General features: G+C 32.3%; 22 protein-coding genes. 21 read left to right on the forward strand and 1 reads right to left on the reverse strand.

Annotated elements, in window-relative coordinates:
- The first annotated feature begins 10 nt into the window (after window positions 1-10).
- The 7 genes from H9L19_RS06325 to H9L19_RS06355 all read left to right on the forward strand — a co-directional run bounded on the left by H9L19_RS06325 (window position 11) and on the right by H9L19_RS06355 (window position 5,081).
- Window positions 11-355, forward strand: a complete 345-nt coding sequence (locus H9L19_RS06325) for a hypothetical protein (protein WP_187528833.1) — start codon at window positions 11-13, stop codon at window positions 353-355.
- Window positions 352-570 carry a hypothetical protein gene (locus tag H9L19_RS06330; protein ID WP_187528834.1) on the forward strand — a complete coding sequence of 73 codons (219 nt, stop codon included), beginning with the start codon at window positions 352-354 and terminating at the stop codon, window positions 568-570. Before H9L19_RS06325 ends, H9L19_RS06330 begins: the two co-directional genes overlap by 4 nt.
- A gap of 2 nt (window positions 571-572) precedes the next feature.
- The gene (locus H9L19_RS06335) at window positions 573-770 is read left to right on the forward strand and encodes a hypothetical protein (RefSeq protein ID WP_187528835.1); all 198 of its coding nucleotides are present in this window, start codon (window positions 573-575) and stop codon (window positions 768-770) included.
- 126 nt (window positions 771-896) lie between these two features.
- Window positions 897-1,412, forward strand: a complete 516-nt coding sequence (locus tag H9L19_RS06340) for a DUF722 domain-containing protein (RefSeq protein WP_187528836.1) — start codon at window positions 897-899, stop codon at window positions 1,410-1,412.
- Between the two features lie 236 nt (window positions 1,413-1,648).
- Window positions 1,649-2,218, forward strand: coding sequence for a hypothetical protein (locus tag H9L19_RS06345; protein WP_187528837.1), 570 nt, complete (start codon window positions 1,649-1,651; stop codon window positions 2,216-2,218).
- Between the two features lie 360 nt (window positions 2,219-2,578).
- Window positions 2,579-2,992 (forward strand): ArpU family phage packaging/lysis transcriptional regulator, encoded by a 414-nt coding sequence (locus tag H9L19_RS06350; RefSeq protein WP_187528838.1) that lies wholly within the window; start codon window positions 2,579-2,581, stop codon window positions 2,990-2,992.
- Window positions 2,993-3,248: 256 nt separating this feature from the next.
- The gene (locus tag H9L19_RS06355) at window positions 3,249-5,081 is read left to right on the forward strand and encodes a retron Ec67 family RNA-directed DNA polymerase/endonuclease (protein WP_187528839.1); all 1,833 of its coding nucleotides are present in this window, start codon (window positions 3,249-3,251) and stop codon (window positions 5,079-5,081) included.
- Window positions 5,082-5,347: 266 nt separating this feature from the next.
- On the opposite strand, the gene H9L19_RS06360 is transcribed toward H9L19_RS06355, so the two are convergent.
- On the reverse strand, window positions 5,348-5,998 hold the full coding sequence (locus H9L19_RS06360) for an MrcB family domain-containing protein (RefSeq protein ID WP_187528840.1): 651 nt from the start codon (window positions 5,996-5,998) through the stop codon (window positions 5,348-5,350).
- Window positions 5,999-6,455: 457 nt separating this feature from the next.
- Here H9L19_RS06360 and H9L19_RS06365 point away from each other — a divergent pair, with 457 nt between their 5' ends.
- The 14 genes from H9L19_RS06365 (at window position 6,456) to H9L19_RS06430 (ending at window position 20,254) form a co-directional block, all read left to right on the forward strand.
- Window positions 6,456-7,097, forward strand: coding sequence for a hypothetical protein (locus H9L19_RS06365; RefSeq protein WP_187528841.1), 642 nt, complete (start codon window positions 6,456-6,458; stop codon window positions 7,095-7,097).
- 389 nt (window positions 7,098-7,486) lie between these two features.
- Window positions 7,487-8,329 carry a hypothetical protein gene (locus H9L19_RS06370; protein ID WP_187528842.1) on the forward strand — a complete coding sequence of 281 codons (843 nt, stop codon included), beginning with the start codon at window positions 7,487-7,489 and terminating at the stop codon, window positions 8,327-8,329.
- Window positions 8,330-8,361: 32 nt separating this feature from the next.
- Window positions 8,362-8,946: a hypothetical protein gene (locus H9L19_RS06375; protein ID WP_187528843.1), complete on the forward strand. Its 585-nt coding sequence runs from the start codon at window positions 8,362-8,364 to the stop codon at window positions 8,944-8,946.
- Window positions 8,947-9,078: 132 nt separating this feature from the next.
- The gene (locus tag H9L19_RS06380) at window positions 9,079-9,624 is read left to right on the forward strand and encodes a hypothetical protein (protein WP_187528844.1); all 546 of its coding nucleotides are present in this window, start codon (window positions 9,079-9,081) and stop codon (window positions 9,622-9,624) included.
- Window positions 9,625-9,933: 309 nt separating this feature from the next.
- A complete protein-coding gene (locus H9L19_RS06385; protein WP_187528845.1) occupies window positions 9,934-10,467 on the forward strand; it encodes a hypothetical protein in 534 nt (177 codons plus the stop codon).
- 67 nt (window positions 10,468-10,534) lie between these two features.
- Complete coding sequence (locus H9L19_RS06390; RefSeq protein WP_243198237.1) at window positions 10,535-11,308, forward strand: GH25 family lysozyme; 774 nt, start codon at window positions 10,535-10,537, stop codon at window positions 11,306-11,308.
- A gap of 418 nt (window positions 11,309-11,726) precedes the next feature.
- A complete protein-coding gene (locus H9L19_RS06395; protein WP_243198142.1) occupies window positions 11,727-13,469 on the forward strand; it encodes a site-specific DNA-methyltransferase in 1,743 nt (580 codons plus the stop codon).
- The gene (locus tag H9L19_RS06400; RefSeq protein WP_187528847.1) at window positions 13,469-16,081 is read left to right on the forward strand and encodes a DEAD/DEAH box helicase family protein; all 2,613 of its coding nucleotides are present in this window, start codon (window positions 13,469-13,471) and stop codon (window positions 16,079-16,081) included. The genes H9L19_RS06395 and H9L19_RS06400 overlap by 1 nt, the downstream gene beginning before the upstream one ends.
- 167 nt (window positions 16,082-16,248) lie before the next feature.
- Complete coding sequence (locus H9L19_RS06405) at window positions 16,249-16,728, forward strand: GNAT family N-acetyltransferase (protein ID WP_187528848.1); 480 nt, start codon at window positions 16,249-16,251, stop codon at window positions 16,726-16,728.
- A 193-nt stretch (window positions 16,729-16,921) separates the two neighbouring features.
- On the forward strand, window positions 16,922-17,671 hold the full coding sequence (locus H9L19_RS06410) for a type II toxin-antitoxin system death-on-curing family toxin (protein ID WP_187528849.1): 750 nt from the start codon (window positions 16,922-16,924) through the stop codon (window positions 17,669-17,671).
- Window positions 17,672-17,689: 18 nt separating this feature from the next.
- Entirely contained in the window at window positions 17,690-17,851 is a 162-nt protein-coding gene (locus H9L19_RS06415; protein WP_187528850.1) for a hypothetical protein, read from the forward strand.
- Between the two features lie 449 nt (window positions 17,852-18,300).
- Window positions 18,301-18,516, forward strand: a complete 216-nt coding sequence (locus H9L19_RS06420; protein ID WP_187528851.1) for a hypothetical protein — start codon at window positions 18,301-18,303, stop codon at window positions 18,514-18,516.
- A gap of 359 nt (window positions 18,517-18,875) precedes the next feature.
- Window positions 18,876-19,109: a hypothetical protein gene (locus tag H9L19_RS06425; RefSeq protein ID WP_187528852.1), complete on the forward strand. Its 234-nt coding sequence runs from the start codon at window positions 18,876-18,878 to the stop codon at window positions 19,107-19,109.
- 557 nt (window positions 19,110-19,666) lie between these two features.
- Window positions 19,667-20,254 (forward strand): TMEM175 family protein, encoded by a 588-nt coding sequence (locus H9L19_RS06430; protein WP_187528853.1) that lies wholly within the window; start codon window positions 19,667-19,669, stop codon window positions 20,252-20,254.
- Window positions 20,255-20,335 lie beyond the last annotated feature (81 nt).

Genomic DNA, 20,335 nt, shown 5'->3' on the forward strand with positions numbered 1-20,335 from the left:
AGGAACGAATATGGCTGAAGTAAAGAATGTTAGTGTGGAAGTTAAAATGACTGAAGATTATAAACAAGCTAGAAGAGATTATGATGCTGCGTTAAATCGGCTACAGGAATTGTTGAATGCTGGTAAAGCGTTTGAAGCTGTTGGAATAAGGACTGTTAAATTTATTGTGCGTTCAATTTATGGAGATGCGCCTGAGGAGCATATGTATCTCAATGTGAGTACGTCTAAATTGGAGCAAGTAGTAACTGCCATCAATTCATCATGGGGTGAAACCTATGCCACTCGTTTTAATGCTCGTGAAGAAGCAAAGAAATATTGCGTACCCGGATATGAAATAGTAGAGGTAGACGGATGAAATATTTAGCAATTAAATTGTTGATTGTTGCTTCATGTTTATTTGTATTGGCAATTTATATGACGTTAGTCTATACGCTGCCAGTGTTTGCAAACTTCTTGATTGGCCTAAGCATAGCAACTGGTGTAATTGGCACATTTCTGTATTTATTTGAGGCAGTACTGGTACTCATAGGGTTCGCTTTAATTGTTGTCCTGATTGATTGGTGGTGGTAACCATGAGAACAGCTGATGAAGAAGAGAAAATCAGGCAATCCCTGGAGGATGTCGAGGCGGCACAATCTGACTTGGTGGGTATTCCAGTTGATGAAGACAATCTAGCACGGATTGAATCCGCAAGTGAAGAACTGTCGCGTTCGATTGAAAATGTTCAGAGTTTGATTAGTCATATTGATAATAGGGGGTATTCAGAGTAGTGGACAGAGTACCGATTTCATATGGCAAAGATAAACAGATAGAAATTCAATCTAAGGAATTAGTTAGGCTGCGTAATGAAAACAGGCTTTTAAAAGTTGAAATCAACAGATTGAAGGAGTAACTCAATGGCAATTAGATATAGAAATGTATTAGAACTCTACTTCTCTGGACGGCTTAGCATGTTGATAGCGTTGCGAGAAGTTGAATTAGGTATCAAGGATAGCGTTGATGAAAATGTTGGCGGCAGTAGAACGCAGTTTAAATATAATAAACCAGCAGAAGATACTATGATTGCGATTGATGAAGACAAAGATTTAACTCTGATGAAGCATCAAAAACGAGTGTTAGATTTCGTTGCAAGTAATTGGAGTGATGAAAAAGTATCAGCATTGAGAGAACACTATGGATTTAGACGTGCTACGTGGACAATGATTGCGATGCAACATTCAATGACTGAGAGTGGTATAAGGTTTTGGCGTGACGGATTTATCAAAGAGATTGAAGAGTTTAATCTCTTAGGTGAAACGAAATATGAATTAGACAAAAGAAAGACGTTGAATTTTATTGAGCAAATGGCTACGGAAAGCGATTTGCGTGAAATAAAACGAAAAGTTGAAGAACGAATGAAACTATCAAATTAATTTTTGACATTTTCACTGCGTTTTGGACTAAAATACGGTGCTAATATTGTATTATCGAATAGTTAGTTGATTATCAAAATTAATTCCAGGTCGACAAAAAGCTAGCCGGTTGGCAAAGATAATTTCAAGCTTTCTTTATAATAGGTGAACAGGTACTACATTACTGGTCGGGTCCCATTTAAAGCAATGACTTAGGTCGTTGCTTTTTTGCTATAATCTATCTTTGGAGGTAGGTTATGAATTATTTAGAACACATACTTGATTTTTTAAAACCCGTGGCAACTCAAATCATATCAAGCTTTGTTGTGATTGGAGTTGCGTATGGTACGTTCAAAATGGGCTTCAAAAAAGATGAGAACATTGAATATATAAAGAATATCAAAAAGAATTCTATTGAACTAAAAATAATTTTTGCTCAATTAAATACCATACGCTTTGAGGACTCGGAGAAGCAAAGGAACGGACTGTATGCATTTCTCTTTTATGAAAACAATGGCATTTTTGAAATATATAATTATCAAAACATTCGTAAATCATTTAATGAGATTTATAGAGATCTATATGTGATTGATAAATTCGAAAAGGCAGAGGATTCAATAAATGATATTAGTGAACTAATATCGACAATGATGAAACTAAATAGTTCAATAGAGGAGCGGAAAAGCTTTGGGAGAACAGTTGCTTTAGACATAATGTTAGAAACCGATGGGCTAATGAAAATTGATCAGATTTGTTCTGAGATTATAGCTAAAAATAATGACGCGATTTCAGCTGTTGAAAGAATACGGAAAATCAAACTCCGATAAAAATTGAATTGAAAGGATTTTAAGATGATAATTGGTCAAAATAAAAAAGTACAAGTGAGCGATAGTAAACTACATACTAAGATTACAGATACAGAAACAATTATCGACTTCGATCTACGAAAAAACGACAAGAAAATTAAAACAACTAAGGCCACAGCATCAGTCAAAAATGCTAGTGGCTTTTTGTTTGAGTTTGAAGTGGTAAGCGTAGTTTGAATCCTTAAATGGGCTATTAGTGCTTATCAGAATATATTTTATATTAAAATGCAACGTAGACGGACGTAGCGAGAACAATTTCTGAAGTTTAGAATTTTAACAAAAAATATTTGCAATTTTATATTAATATTGGAGGCATAAATTTTGGCGTTATTACCAGCAATTAACGAACAAGCAACTGTTAGAAATGTAAGACATTTTTTTGATTATGATTTTCTCAGATTACAACAAATGGCACATATCTCTTACGTAAGTATAAAGTCCCCGATTATAACCGGAATGCCCACAGGAGAAACGTTTGGTAATTCTAATGATGAAAAGGTAACGAATTATGCGTTTGCGAACAAGACGTTAAACGACGTTTTAGAGTCTTGTAAGAGCATGACGTTTCCGCATCGTGATTTTATGGAGTTAAAATATTTTAAAGGTATGTCGTGGATCGAAATTCAAGAGCTTAAAGGATACTCTGAGAGTAGGGGTTATCAGATAATCAGAGAAGCGTTCTTGCAGTTTGCTGAAGCATTTGCCGATGTTGAAGATTTTAGAGTTTTCAAATAATACGAAATATATATAAATATATATTTGATGCATGTAAAATAAAATGTTACAATTTTTCAGTCGGGACTGGATCGTCGTCCTTTGATTCGAAGGATTTGAAAAAAATGGTAGGCCGAACGTTTTGAAGTAACTGGCTAATAGGTCGCAAGTATGTATTTTCAGAGCTTTTAGGCAGATAATCGCTTAATTAGTTAATTTGAATAGCGTAAATTTAGTTTGGTAATGAGCTGTCCCGGCTTTTTTTTTGGAGAAAATTATGAATTTGAATGAAGTGAATGATGTCGTCGATTTGGCTCGAGTTTTACATTATCCAAGTCGAAAAATTAAAAAAATATTGTACAGAGATAGGGTGGATAATCAATATTTTGAGTTTAGTTTGGCGAAGAAAAGCGGTGGCAGTAGATTAATCAACGTCCCAAATGAAGTTTTGGCAGATTTACAAAATTGTATTCTTATAGAATTGAAAAGATATATGAACAATCATGATATTAAATTTTCTAGGGTTTCACAGGCATATCAAAAAGATCGAGAAAAAGGAATATATAGAAACGCTCGTATCCATCGAGGTAGAAAATATGTTATAAATGTTGATTTAGAAGATTTTTTCCCATCTATTCATTTTGGTAGAGTAGTTGGTTTCTTTGAGAAGAATAACAAGTTTAAGTTCACGCATAGATGTGCGATATTGCTAGCACAGCTAGTTTGTTACAAAGGTTATCTACCTCAAGGAGCATCTACGTCGCCGCTTATTTCAAATTTAATTTGTCATACATTGGATATTCATATTCTTAAAATAGCAAAAAAATATCATTTGCGATATTCAAGATTTGCTGATGATTTAACTTTTTCAACTAATGATGATGAAATCTCAACTGAAGAGCAAATGCATAATTTTATTAAGGAATTAACACGACAAATTGGAAGAGATGGTTTCAAAGTTAATTGGAAAAAGATGCGTATTGCTGGACCGGACGTAAGACATACTGTGACCGGTCTGGTGAATAATAAAATAGTAAAAGTAAAAAAAGAATATTATAAAAATACGAGAGCAATGGTGAATCAATTGTTTTATACACATAGATTCATAATTGATGGAGTCAAGTATAATATTGAAAATGATGAATCAAAAAAAGGCGGCATCAAAAAACTTGAGGGAAGGCTCGCATTCATAGATGATATTAATCGAAGAAATAATATTGAATATTTAGACGATATCACAAAGAAAGCGATGACTCGTGTTCAAAATCCGAAAAGATATGACAAATTTTCTGCATTTGAAAGAATGTATAGACAGTTTCTATTTTTTAAAAATTTTTGGCAACGAAATACACCTTTAATAGTTACAGAAGGAAAGACAGATGTTCTTCATCTAAAAGAAGCAATAAAAAATTCTGATATTCTATTGCCAAATATCTCTTTCTTCAAACCATCATCTCGATTTGATTTTTTTCTAGGAATAGGGTTTGATGGTGCATCGAAGATGGATAAATTCATTAATCTTTACATTAAAGAAAATAGTTTTGAAAATTTATCAATTAAATTTAGAAAAATTGATGATATAAAAAAAGAAAACGATCTGTTTGGATTATCTGGAGAATCAAAACCAGTGATTTTATTATTTGATCATGAATTCGCAGACCTGGAAAGTCCAATAAATATGTTTATCAATAATCTGTCTAAAGACAGAACTTATAGACATATTGAGTCAAAAAAAATTGAGGAATTGGAAAAATATGAGTCGGAAAAACAAAATTCAAATGCGATTAAAAAGTTTCTGAAGAAAAAATTGAATGAAAATGGATTTATTCATTTAGTAGATAATTTATATGTTTTAGTTATAAAAAAAGATGTTCCGAGTATAAATGAAAAATATGCAATAGAAGGATTATATCCAATCGAAGTTGTGAATAATGTTTTTGGATTAGGGGTACTTGAAACGTACGCAGATAATAATTTTGAGAATGTGCTAAGTAAGAACGATTTTTCAAAAATCATTAGACATAAACCTGCTGAAATTTTTAGAGGTTTTAGGCCTACGTTAAGTTGTATTGAAGAAATACTTAAAGATTCAGAAAATCGAAATAATTAAATGTATTGACAAAATACATTACGGGTAGCATAGAATTTTAGCATTGGCAAACTTAAAAGATAAATGGACTGAAATCGAGCAAGGAAGAATGTTTGATGTTGAATGTTGGATTATTGTCAGATTAATGATTTCATTGGATATATATAAAATAAAAAACAGATATTTGGTAGTAGATATGATTCCACAGGGTAAAAAACAGAGCAAATTAAAGCACGTAGGCTAATTGTGTATTTTAAATTAATAAAAAGCGTTAGAGCATAAATACTCTAACGCTTTTTTAAACTAATCTCGAAATTAATAGGAGTTAAATCGAATTCACTAAGAAGCTCGTTACCTCTAATTTCGAAAAATTCAGCACGCTCATTTAACTTAACAATCCTAGTGATCGAATAGCTTTCCTTTTTATACTCGATACTGAATATATTACCTAATTCATATCCTTTAGGTAAACGTGTATTAACTAATTCTTGGTTATTAATTAAACTGATTGGATCAGCTGAAATGTTTATGTCTAGCCTTGGAGTTGTCAAATTTTCACGCCAGTAATCGGAAACATTACTAACATTGGCTTCAGGATTATCATTTAACTCTATATTTTTTTCATAGTAACTCCATCCCTGATTTAGAGAAAGATACACTCTTTTCATGTCAGAAGAGAATAGGTAGACAATATAGAAGCCGCTCGAAGCACCCAAAGTAATATCTTTATCAAATATTCCTATCCAAGGTATAGTTGCCCAATTTTTAAATTGTCCAACGGAGCCCTTGATTCGATAATTAGTTGACCAGTATTCCGTATTAAATGCATTCTTTAGTGATTTAGATTTAATAGATTGAGGTTGATTTTCCTGAAAAGACAAATTTTTCCATGTAGAATAGTTATTCATCACGTCCAATAGTGTTTCTTGTATATTCATTATGCTTTTCCCTATGTTCTATTATTTAATTATATGTATTTTTTAATTTTTGTTGTGTAGACGTAATTTTGAAAATTTTGGTAGTAGTGATATACTTTAGGGTATACCCTAAAAAGTTGACGATGAAGGCAATACACTGCCTGAATCGCCTAGCGTTCTATCCTATCTGTTCAATTATGAAATTGAAATAAATTAGTGTTTTATATTCTTATATGCTTTTGATAGGTTCAGTATGAACTCACCAAGTACATTTAGAAATAAAACAATGAACATCATTTTATCCATGTGTGATCCTTTTTATATATTATTTTCATATTTTCTCCTCCTTGTCGGTGGCGCGCTAGAAAACACCTACTTCAATTATGCACAAATTTGGCTAATATAACAATACATAGTTATTTTAAAAGGGATGATTTATGTCATCCTTTTTTGATATAATTTTTTCTTGGGGTAAATTATGAAAAATAAAAAAATAATTTTGAACAACATAATTGGTAGCATATCAATGGGTATCATGATAGTGATAGGAGCCATTTTTATACCGGATAGATTTGGAAATCTTGCCGATTGGCTAAGTGCTATAAGTACTCTGGGTGCTGTATTACTGTCTTTTAACCTCTCTAACAAAGCTAATAGAGAGATAAATAATAGAGATAGAAAAAAAGAAAAGAGGGATGGTTACTATGTTGTTTTTCACCAAATAAGTAATTTGAAGGAAGATATTAGTTTGCATTCAACTGATTACAAACACTGGAAAATGATTGTTGACGCTGATATGACCACGCACTTCAATAAACTAGAAAGAAATGAAAATATAACTAATAGTGAATTAAAAAATACACTTTCAAATTCCAAAAATGTAAATTCTTTACTATCCAGATGGAAAAATAATTGGCAACTTAGTATTTTAGCTGAAAATATATTAGAAAAAGAATATTTGTCAGAGTATAAACAAAAGTACGAAAAAATGATCACTGGATTAGGCGATATTATTAAAAGTGTAGAGGATAATCAATATGATGTTAGCCCAGATAAAATTCAATTGATATCTGATTTAGAAAATCTAGTATTAAAATCATACAATGATTTTAATAAATAATAGTACAATAGTGCACTCGACACTTTAAGGGGAATTTCAACAGTGTTCAATTTCGATTACAGTTTAACTGTAGTTTTATTGCAGACGGGCTGTAGGCATTTCGTATTATTATGTTAGTATCGAATAATTCGTAAAGGGGATGACTTAGGTTGTCGCCTTTTTTTACAGGAAAGTTGATAATAGTATGAAGAGCAGAATTCGAATAATTTTATTAATAACACTTACATTCGTGATATCAAAAACCAGTATATTATTTGTAATCCATAGTAGTAACAATATTTGGATCCATTTGTTGTCTTCTATTTTGATTACACTATCTATCATTTTATTATGGTGGTTACTATATTGATATAGGTACTTTGCTATAATTTATTCATAAGGAGTAAATTATGAATAAAAAATTTGGCTTTACAATTATCATTTTTCTTGTACTTTCATATGGAATGTTTATTACTATGGAATTAATTGATAATAATATTAATTTGATTTCAAAAACTTCACCAATAGGAGCATTAATATCTGTGGTGATAAGTGTAATATTGACAATGATTGTAAACAAGCAAAATAAGGAAGATCAAGAGAGAAAAATTCGGGAAGAGGTAGGGCGCGAAACAACAAAATTACGGAATGATTTGTGGATAAATAGGTATCGAGATGAAAGAAAAGTTCTTAAGAACATGCTCGAAATAATTTCGAACCTCTCATCGACTAGTACTTCCTTAATGTCTTCTTTTGAAAAAAATCAGATGGATGAATGGACTGAGATTGAAATGAATTTTGGCTCTCTTTTCAATCAACTGATTAAAGAAGGGGCAGATATGATAACGCCACAAAGGATATTAGGTAGTTCATTGAAGAGATGTCAATCGGAATTTGAGAAAATTAGATCAAGATATAATCTAGAAAACGACAAAAATCAATATAAATGGTTTGTAACATACTGCAAGAATGAATATTTTTATAATAAAAAAATAGATGATTTCAATGACGCTGGGCAATTAATACATCTCTTAACTAGAACAATTGTTACTTACGATGAATCTGCGAGAAATATCCAACTTAGACAAGATGGTCTTAAATTAGATAGAGCTGGCAAAACAAAACAGCAACAAAATCTAAATCAATATAGAGATGATATATTTGCTATTATTGGTGTGTTATTAATGTTGAAAGCTGTAGTAACTAGCAGAATATCTAAAATGCGTCAATTAGAGGAATTACGAAGGAATTAAATACGTGAATGTAAATAGAGGAAGACAAATAAATGACATGGTGTGAATTTTTGTTTCAAACGGGAGATCATCATTTTCAATGGGTCGGTATTTCAGCGTTATTGGCTGGAATAGGGTTAATTTTTAACGCAATATGGAATAGGAAAAGTTTTAGAGCCGATCTTATTTCTAAGAATCGTATAGAATGGATGAATACAGCCAGGTCACTTATTTCTGATTTGGGAATATATGCAGAAAGTGCTATTTCCGCGGGCATAGTAGTAGTGTCTGCAAAGACGGGATTCTATAAAAATGAAAAGTTAAATGATTTGACTCAAAAAGCGAACGACGAATTAAGCAAGTATACAAAGACAGCATTTAACCTACATCTATACATTTCAACGGCAGATGATAATAAAAAATTAAATGATGCGATTGATGGATTAGAGACGGTTTTCAGTGATTTGAATGAAGAGATTAATGGCAATGAAATAGACAATCAACTAAAAAATTATGATGATTTCTTAAACTACCATAAAAAATCATCGAATAAAATTTTTGAAGCACGGAATGAGTTAATGACTGTTGCTCGCACATACTTTAAGAACGAATGGGAACGTGCAAAACGTGGAGAGTAATAGGCCGTCTGACAAATGTTGGGCGTTTTTTGTAGAAGAAGTAATTTGAATGAAATGTAAAACTTCTTTTGATATATCACAGTTACCTTATCTTGTTATAATATATGTATCAAAAATAAAGCAGGTGATAATGTGGATCCAGAAACGAATAAAATAGTGGCACAATTGGCTGATATTACGATTAGAAATACTGCAACTATCATCCATGATAAAATAACGGCCTCTAAAGCCAAGAAGAATGATAAAGAGACTATAGCCGAGTTAACGGATATTATTTCTGAATTGTTGAGTGATAAGCAAGAACTGCAAAGAATTTCAGGATATTTTGAGAATGAACTTATAGCACAAAAAATTTCTGATGAAGATTTAACGTTTATTGCGGAGACTGTCGTTCCTACTATAGAAAAATTATTAGTAGATAGTGATGATATGATGGATAACTTAAATAAAATAAAACCTCTACTTTCGCGAAGTACGTTTAATGTTTTGCAGATGATTGGTTTTAACTTTAAAAAGGGTATAGGAGAACCACTTACAAATTTGTTAAGCGATGCAATTAGTGGAATTAAAGAAAAGCAAAATGATGAGCTTTCTACTGTCATAGCAAATAGAGATATTGAGTATTTTAAACTATTACAAGATAAAGACGCCTTTGACAGGTGGCGAAGTATTCAATAATCATTTATTTGTATATAACAGTAACGTCTGATAAATCTCAGGCGTTTTTTATTTCGTGGTGTGAAGAAGCAAAGATGAAATAATCTACTGTAGGCATGACCATACTACGATTACAGATTTAGAAACAATTTGTTTGTGAACAACACTTGAGCCAAATAAAATATTTGTGAATTACAGTCTGACTGTAGTTTTATTGTAGGCGGATTGTAGACGTTCTGTATTATCATGTTAGTATCGAATAATTCATAAAGGGGATGGCTTAGGTTGTCGCCTTTTTTGATATAATCTATCTTTAGAGGTGGATGTACAATGTTGTATTCGAATCTTATTGGAATGAGCGTATTTTTATTAATTGTTTTACTAGTAGTATCGATTTATAGAATTAAGGATATTTGGAAAGCAAAGTTAATTAAACCAATCTATGATGTGAATTATTACCGTGAAATGTTCATGGATTTTAAAGACGGAATTTCAAAAAATGATATTAGCAAAACTAAGCAAACCATGTTAAAAAAGATGTTTGCAAAAGAAAATAAAAAAATACAAAAGAATAAAGTCAATAAAGTTAAAAATATTGTCACTGATATCAAAATTACTAGTATAGAAATAGATGATGATTTATATACTGACATGGTGTGTGTAGTCTACCACGGAAGCTATAGAAATTATTTTGTGTCAGATGTCACAGGCCAGATTGTGGATTCTAAAGGCCATGCACTAAAAAATAAGCGGACACGAATAGAACGGTTTTATGAAAAATGGTTTTTAAGAGTAGATGGTGATCAATTGATTTTGAAAAAGATTGATTATGAAGACACATATTACAACGGTTATTATGATTGAATTTTTTGAAAACGTCTGATAAATATCAGGCGTTTTTTATTCGTGGTCTACGACAGTAGTTGGTGCGATCGCTGAAGCAGATTATGCAGTTGCAGCTGCACAGCAGGCTGGGTTACCTGTTGGTGCCGTATTAGTTGCTGACGTTGAGAATGCCAACCAAATGGCAATGGGTAGCGCCATGCAACCTGTTGTTCAGGCGTTCAAAGATGAAGTGATGCGCGTCGGTGGGTACCGTTCAACCGGTTATTCTATGGCTTCGCACATCAATGTCACACCAGATGGTGATAAAGCTTGGGTAGCTTCATATCCATATGAACCAGTAGCAAGTCAAAACTGGTTTAACACCGAGCATGGTTGGCAATGGACATCTAAGGCTGCATTTGCCAGCTCATTAGGTGTGTTCGACGTCTCACAACTGTATGATGATTTCTTCACTTCTGGTCAAGATGTTAGTGATAAACCTGCGCCATCCGTTCCAAATGATTCAGCAATTCAACAATTTAAGAATGTCGGCAATAAGTTTACAACTAACGCCAATATTCGAGTTGACGCTGTGAAATTTGTGAAAGGTATCTGGCAGATGGTTAACTACTCATTAGCTGGTGCAAAGTCAGACGGTTCTGATTTTGACTGGACTAAGAATGGTATTCCTATGTCATTAGTTACACGTGTAGACGGTGGTGACAATTGGCACACGAATGCTGGGGCAGTTGTACGTTTCAACCAACCTATGAACGCTGGAACGATTGATAATTATGATTATGAATCTAATGGCACAGGTATTGGTTATGGAGGGTTTGGTATGGTTTGGTACGACGCAAATTGTTTATTAGCAGCATAAAAAAATAAGGCCCAAGAATTGAGTTCTAAAGGGCCATTATACATAAGTACGTTTTTTAAAACGGAAATTAAATGGCATTTTTTCTATAGATAAAAATTAGGCCGGTGGAGAATTATTAGAACAAAAATTAAAAAAAGCCAAATTTCTTAAGTTTTATACTTCATGTTGTTCTTTCAATATATTTTTTTAGATTCCGTAGTATATAATTTAAAGAAGTGAATAAATTTAAGCTAGATTTCTCACGTTTATCTTTCATAAATCATCATGTAATCATGGATAAACGGATTGTTATTCGTACAATAGTTCGTGTTTTTTAAAGAAAAAAATATAACGAAAAATTGCCAATTTATAACTGCGTTAGGTCTCGCTGTTATCATTAAGAATGAAAAATAAGTGGCGAATTAGCAAAAAATTTTAGATGAGTTTGAAGAAATTAAACAAATATTATCTAGCAAACGAGGATAAAAAAATGATTGATTCAAAAATTATGGAGATAACAAAATCTATTTTAAAAGATTTTGGGAATACTTATTTTTCAGAAAAAGGTGCTTTGAGGCGTAATAAAGTGATAGAAGACCTTGATGCATATACACCAATGTTGATGAAAGTATTATTAGCAGATGAACTAATTCATAGCACATATACAGAAAAACTTACAATAAATGGTGAAAGTATAGAAATTTTTAAGCTCAACCAGTTTATTGAAATGTTTACCTATAAAGAGTATTGGCAAGATAGCTACACGAAATTCGAAAACAAAATTGGACTTACTGCGGGTGGTAAGTTTATTGATGAGACTGCTGATGTTGTGTTAGATTTTCCCTTCAAAGATACCGTTTTAAAAGCTGGTATGACGAAAGAAGATCAAAAAGATACTGATGAACCTTTTTTGCATGAAACGATCGCTAAAGCTGAAATTGACCAATTATTGGAACCCAAAGTATTTGTTAATGCTACTAAGTATGACGAAGAACATTTAGATGGTGAAGCTATCAGTGACTTTGATGATGATAATTTAATTATCAAAGGAAATAACTTGATCACTCTTCATAGTTTGAACGCGATTTATGCGGGTAAAGTCCAATTAATATATTTGGACCCACCCTATAACACAGGTCAAGATGGCTTTGCATATAATGATAAATATAATCGCTCAAGCTGGTTAACTTTTATGTTTAATCGTCTACAAATTGCAAAAAAGCTACTTTCTGATGACGGAAGTATATTTATTAACATTGACTATCACGAAGTTCATTATTTAAAAGTATTAATGGACAACATTTTCGGAGAACAGTATTTTAAGAATAATATTGTTTGGAATTATACAGGACCATCTGGTTCCAATAAATTTCTTCCACGTAAACATGATGATATTTTGTATTATGGCAAAGGTTATAATACTAAATATCATATTCAATTTATCAAACATAAAAGTGGAATTCATAATTCTGGGCAAGTTTTTGGGAATAAGGACAGTTCTGAAAGTTACAAATCAGAAACTGAGGCTAAAGGCAAGAAATTAGAAGATTGGTGGGATGATATATACTCCACTGACCGTTATAGAAAAGAATTATTAAATTTTTCTGGACAAAAACCAGAAAAATTAATTCAAAGAATTATAAATATTGCCACTGATGAGAATGATATAGTGTTAGATTTTTTTATGGGTACTGCAACAACACAGGCAGTCGCCATGAAGATGAACCGTCGCTTTATCGGGATTGAACAGATGGATTACATTAAGACTGTTTCTGTGGAGCGCCTCAAAAAGGTGATTGCTGGAGAACAAGGTGGGATCTCTAAAGATGTTAATTGGCAAGGTGGTGGCGCATTTATCTATGCTGAATTGATGGAAAAGAATCAAGGATATCTCAAAGATGTCCAACATACAGAAACGGCTAAACAATTAGATGCAGTCATTAATCGCATGATTGCTGGTAGTGCTGACTTTGACTTCCGAGTTGATGTTGAAAAGATGATGCAAGATCCTGAATTCCAAGTGATGACATTAGTCGAAAAAAAGCAGCTGATGATCAAAGTCATTGATAAGAATCAGTTGTATTACGCTTATAGTGATATGGAAGACCGTGACGTACAAGATTTGATGTCTAAGAGTGACATTTCTTTCAACAAGAGTTTCTATAAGGAGCGTGATCTGTAATGGCGAAAAAGAAAGCACGAGAACTCGTCTTACCAATTATTCATGAGATTCGAGATTATAGCAGTGACTTTTTAAAAAATGATGAACATAGACATTCATTTATTTATCCAGACTATATTAAACGCAATCTTAAGCATCAGTTACGTGATTATCAAAAGCATTCCCTATACAATTTGAATTACACACAAAAGGATGACAATGTTGCTAGTCGTTTTAGTCAATTGTTATTCCATATGGCAACCGGGTCCGGAAAAACAGATGTGATGGCAGCTGACATATTGTATTTTTATCAGGAATTTGGCTATCAGAATTTTCTATTTGTCGTTAATACAAATGCGGTTATTGCTAAGACGCGCGAAAATATGCTTAATGCGCAATCACCGAAATATCTTTTTGCGCAGCCCTTAAGCATTGATGGCGTAATAATTGAGTTACGTGAGGTTACACGTTTCCCAACGAAGAGTGAACCAGGGGTGATTTACTTACGTTTGACGACCATTCAAACTTTAGCAAATGAGTTAAATACACCGCGAGAAAACGGATTGACGTATGAAGACTTGGCGAAACAGAAACTTATTATATTAGCTGATGAAGCACACCATTTTTCAGCAGGTACAAAAAGTAAGACTGATCAAAAAAATAAAGCGTGGGAGTACGTTTTAGACCGTATTCGGCAATCTAATAAGGAAAATCGTCAGTTAGAGTTTACAGCTACAATCGATTTAAACAATGATTTCATATACGAGAAATATCGCGACAAAGTGGCTTTTCAGTATGACCTACAACAGTTTCAGGATGCCGGTTATTCTAAAAAAATTGCGAGGTTACAAGCCAATGCTGCTGATGATGAAAAAATGCTTAATGCTGTGCTATTATCTCAATATCGTAAGCATATGGCTCGTCAAGCTGGCGTTCCAGATTTTAAACCAGTAATTTTATTTAAATCGAACAAAATTGATATATCAAAAGCAGCTCGCGATCAATTTTTAACCATTATTGATCAATTAACTGTTGAATCCTTATCTCTATTTATTACTAATCAAATAAAAACCACGCAATCATCGACATTGCGGCAAGCATTCAAATACTATCAAACGACTGATTTGGGAAGCTTAGTACGGGAATTACAACGTGATTTTCAGTCATTAAATACGATTAATGTCAATGATACAAGTAGTAATGGTATTTTGGGAGATCTTAATGATTTGCGTAATTTGAATACTTTAGAGGAACTAAACAATCCATTTAGAGTTATTTTTGCGGTGGCTAAGCTTTCTGAAGGTTGGGATGTGTTGAATCTTTATGATATCGTCAGGATTGGTGAACAACCAATTACAACTACACAGACCAATAGCGAAGCGCAATTAATCGGTCGAGGTGCACGATATAATCCCTTTGCCTATGAAGGGACAACTTCGTTTACACGAAGGTTTGATCACAGTACACCAGAATTGCAAATATTAGAATCGTTGCATTATCACACTATTAATGATAAAAAATATATTGAAAATTTGACGAAGTCGTTTGAGGCTATGCAGTTGCAAGTTGAAGATGATAAAGACTTTGATATTTTGACGACAACGGTTAAAGATTCGTTTAAAAAATCACCTGTGTATCAACATGGTAAGTTGTACTATAACGAAGTCGAGGATGTCCCAGAAAATGAATACGATGGCTTGGTAAAATATGGTGTACCTGTTGCTGAACTTCCTACTGTTAATATTGAGACGGCAACCTTAGAAGCAACGGCTTTTGATACGCAACAAGTTGGTGGTGTAAATGAGACGCGTCTTGTTAAGGTAGATGACGCCCTAGTGAAGAAGGCCATGGCACGTAATCCTTTTTTCAGATTTAATACTATGAAAAAATACATGCCTACGCTTCAATCTGTTTCCGAATTCATGCATGATTTGCATTGGTTAGGACAAATAAAGGAAATACAAGCGACTGTATCAACTGGTTCAGAGAAATCACTTGATAGAGAGACACAGCTACTAGTAGTTGGAAGATATCTTGACTATATTCAGCGAATGTTAATTATGAACTATAAACGACAACGTGGAACTAATAAATTTGTTGCGTTGCCAATCAAAGACGCAGTACAGGATTACCAAAAACGTATACCTATTAATCATACTGGAACAGGTATTAGTGAAATTATTCAAGCATATGACTATAGAAAGGCACCTTGGTTTGTATATAATGATGCAATCGTGGATAAACTAGAACGCAGTTTAATTGAGCTAATCCAAGGTTATATTGATGTACTGCAAAACCAGTACAAAGACGTCTATTTAATTCGTAGCGATGAGCGTAATACTCAATTGAAACTACATGAATTCGTTGGAGAGGTGTCTCATTACGCTGGTTTCTTGCCAGACTTCGTCTTATATTTGGCTAATGAATCTTATATCTACCAAATTTATATAGAGCCTAAAGGTACTCAATTACTTGAACAAGATCAGTGGAAAGAAGACCTGCTAACCAGTATTTCCCCTGACAGTGTTGATGTTATCGGTGAAAACAGTCAAGTTAAGTTATATGGTGTGAAATTTTATGTCTCAGGAGACGCTAGACAGGTACGGCAAAGTATCAGTAAATTCACATCATAATGTCAATATACATTTAGTGGTTATTTGTGTTTGAGTGGTAAACAAATATTAAAAATAATCGGTAACAATATTGATTTAAATAATGGAAAAAGTCCATTTGATAGAATTAAATATCAAATGGGCTTTTTATTTTGTCAAAAATAAGTGAATAAAGTTATAATATCACTATGATTATCAGACAAGCTAATATAAATGACATTTTAGGTATTGCAAGTGTGCATAATGAATCTTGGAAAACAACATATAAGGGGATTGTTGATCAAGTTTACCTAGATGGTTTGAAGATAAATGACTGGATTAAATCTTGGGAGAATAAGATTAATGATAAGTCTATGTATATTTTAGTAGTAACTAATAATGATGAAGTAGTTGGATTCATGAGAATTGAAATTAACCAAGAAATTAATAAAATAGCAAGTATATATATATTAAAACAATATCAAGGATTAGGGATAGGCACTGAGATATTTTCTAAAGGATTAGAATATTTGAGAGATAAAAATATGAATAGTGCCTACATTGATGTGCTAAAAGAAAATGTGGCTACTGAATTTTATAAAAAACAAGGAGCTAAAAAAGTCAGTTGTAAAGAAATAGTTATTGGAAATCAGAGATTAGAACAGGAAACATATGTAATCAATTTTTGAGTATTATTCATACACACGAATTTGATGAAGTGCCATAAAATAGTAGAAATAAAAAAAACGCTAGATAGTTGGTTCTACTTAGTATACTTTTTATTTTGGTATGAAGATATTGTTTTCTAATTCATTGAGAGCTATATTAATACTATTAAGTAAATCTTTCTTGTATGGTAATATTAAATTGAGGTATAGGACCATGAACAAAAGAATTAAGAAGAAAAAAAATAAATTTGAGTTCGGTGACCTACAGAAATTGATAGATAAGAAAATGCCAATATTGATATTTTATAATACCGAAGAAGAACGTGATAATGTTGGTGAAATAATTAAAAGTCAGATTAAGCACTTGAAACATGCCGATATTGTTTGGAATATCGTTATGAGTCAAAAAGATGACTATGGTCACGAAATATTTGCTGGAACGGTTGAGTTTCAAATTGATAATAATAATCTTGTCGGCAGCTTTTGGATGTTACCCCAACATAAAATGAATGTGGATTTTCTTGAATCGTTAAATACAGAAGCACAAAAATTATTTGAAGAAGATGGAGTTTTGGGTATGTACGGGGTCAAGGACTCTGGAGTACTTGAATCTATATTAAATAGGAGTTTGTATAATTCAGTTTTATTTGGACAGGAAACCCATCCAACTATTATTAATAAGGCTGCAAATTTATGGTGTGAAATAGCACAGAGACAGGCATTTCATAACGGCAATAAAAGAACAGCAATGTTAGCAGCGCTAAGCTATTTAGATGTACATGGATATCGTTTTTCTAATCATAACGTAGCTACAGTTTCTGGTGACAATAGTATTCTTTATGAGGTAACAAAAAGAATTGCTAATAAGGAATTAACAATTACAGATATTGAAAAGTTTATTAAAAATAATGTTGAAATGAATTTTGATTTTATGATAAGATATATAGAAGCGTTTATAAAATAAATTTCGGAGGATAAAATTATGAGCAAAAATTTTAAGACAAATGAAAAGTTACTTAATTCCATGGTTCATAACGGTAGTCAATCGAATAGTGTATCACAAGTTAAACTTCAGGCTAGTGTTAAGCGAGTTTTAAATAACAGATCAGTACAAAAAGCTTTAGAACAATTAGCTACAGAATAAATAATAGAACAATTAGTAAAAAAGCCATTATCTTGTTAATAATGGCTTTTTTATTTTGTCAAAAATAAGTGAATTAAGCAGGTAAAAATGGTTGACTTTCAATACTCATAAGAGTATGTATAATATATATAGAAAGGAGAAAGTAATGTTAGACGATATTAAAAAAGTCGCCGAAATCTTATTCCAAGTTGTGTCAACAATTGCGATAGTTCAACAACTTAGAAAGAATAAGAAAGACGACGACAAATAACAAAGTAAGGGTAGAAATACCCTTGCTTTCGTGTAATTAAATTCTAACATGCTAAGTAATAACATGACAAATTTTTATAAAAACAAGTGGTTCTTAATTATTCTACTTATTCTCATAGTTGGTAATTGGTTTGTTCATTCTGAATCCATTTCTGCGATTACGAATGTTGGAATGGTTCTATTTATTTTGGGGGCAGTAAATGACAATCGAAAATAATGCAGGACGGCCCCAAAAGGATGCTGATGAAAAAGTGAGCCAAAATGAAGCAAACAACAACTGGAGAAAAAAGAATAAAGAGTATACAAAGTATTTGAATTACAGAAGTACAGCGCGATCATTTATTCGAAATTTGGCGACTAGTGATGATTTGGATGAATTGCAAAACCTGATAGATGAACGACGCGAAACTATTTAGGATGAAAAGGTATCATTAAATTGATACCTTTTTTATATAATATCGATGGTATAATTATCATATTGAATGAGGGAAGGAGGGATTTAATGAAAAAGCGCGTAAATAAAAACAAGCTATCACATGTTGAAAAGGTTAGTCTGATAACGGCAATCATCTCACTAATAACAGCATTGATAAACTTGTTTAAATAATAAAAGGTAAGGGCTATAAGTAGCCCGCCTTTCGTGTACTTTCATTATATCAAATCTAAGTATGAATAATAAAGTGAAATTCATTAGTTACTTAGCATTAGTAATGGCGATCATTTCATTATTAGTCAATTTGTATCAACTATTTAATTAAAAAATGAGGTGATAGTTGTGGAAGAAAAGAATAAATTAGGGCGCCCCAAGAAGTATGATGAACCATCTACTACGGCTCAGAATGAAGCAAATAAAGCGTGGCAAGAAAAAAATAGAGAACGAGCTAGATATTTGCGAAATCGATCAACTGCTCGTTCGTTCGCAAAAAAACAGGCAACCAGCGAAGATTTAAATGAACTGCAAAATTTAATCAATGAACGACGTAAACAAATAAACACACTAGATAGTTGATTCTACTTAGTGTATTTTTGTTTGGGCACCTTTTTTCCACCTATATCCTATTAAATCCCTTTACATAGCCAATACCATAAAATAACAAGAAGTACGGTTTGAAATAATTAGAAATCGTTTATAACCCCATTGATACGGTACAAACGCCGTTACAATGGGGTTTTTCTTTATATTTCTATTCTTTTTTATTCCTGTAAATTCATTTGTTTTCCCTATTTTTTTGCAGGTTTTATAACTTATTTTTGCAGGAAATTTGAACCACTTTCTTGGGCGGAATTTTGATATGTTCTCGAATGACTTTAGCGTCTGTGCCAATGATTTATCACAATTTGTTTTTTAAATGACAATGCTAATAAATGACTGGGGCGTACTGGGAGGGACAAGAGACTAAATTTTTAAGTGAATAAAGTTAGATATTTGAGTGCTCTAATTAATCGTCATCGTGGATTAAATAATATTGAAAGTTATTTTACTTTTTAACCATTAAATTAAATTTAAATTGCATGATAATTATTGTAAAATGTATGTATAAATTAATTTTGTGATTTGGAGAGTTTATGAATAAAGGTCGAGTTGAAGCATTTACAGATGCAGTTATCGCTATTGTTTTAACCATCATGGTATTAGAGTTAAAGGTTCCAGAAGGATATACATGGCATAATCTAGCAGAGTCACTGCCAAATTTTATTGCGTATCTCATTAGTTTTATTTATATTTTGGTTGCATGGTATAACCACCATTATATGTTTGGCATCGCAAATAAAATTACCAAGAAAATTTTCTGGGCAAATAATTTGTGGATGTTTACGTCGTCGTTATTTCCTGTTTCAACTGCCTGGTTTGGTAAATATATTATGCATTGGCAACCGGCAATCTTTTATTTAATTATTTATGCAATCTGGTTGTATGCATACTTGATTTTATCAAAAGCGATTGCAAGTGAGAATGACCGTGAAATCGCGACAATGATTTACAATATGCCAGTTTACAAATTACTATCGAGTAAATATTATTTCTTGATTATGTTAATCGCGGGATTGGGTGTATATGTATTCCCGCCAATTATTTTTGGCCTGTTTGTTATTCAAGCACCAATCGTAATTAGAGCTATTTCAAGTGAATCAGACCAATTATTTAATGATTAACATATTTTCTTTAATTTCAATTGTGTTAAAAGAAAGGGTTTCGCAGTATGTGGACGGATAAAAAATTATTAGAATTTTCAA

This window comes from Weissella diestrammenae (genome assembly GCF_014397255.1).
In the GTDB taxonomy this organism is placed as follows: domain Bacteria; phylum Bacillota; class Bacilli; order Lactobacillales; family Lactobacillaceae; genus Weissella; species Weissella diestrammenae.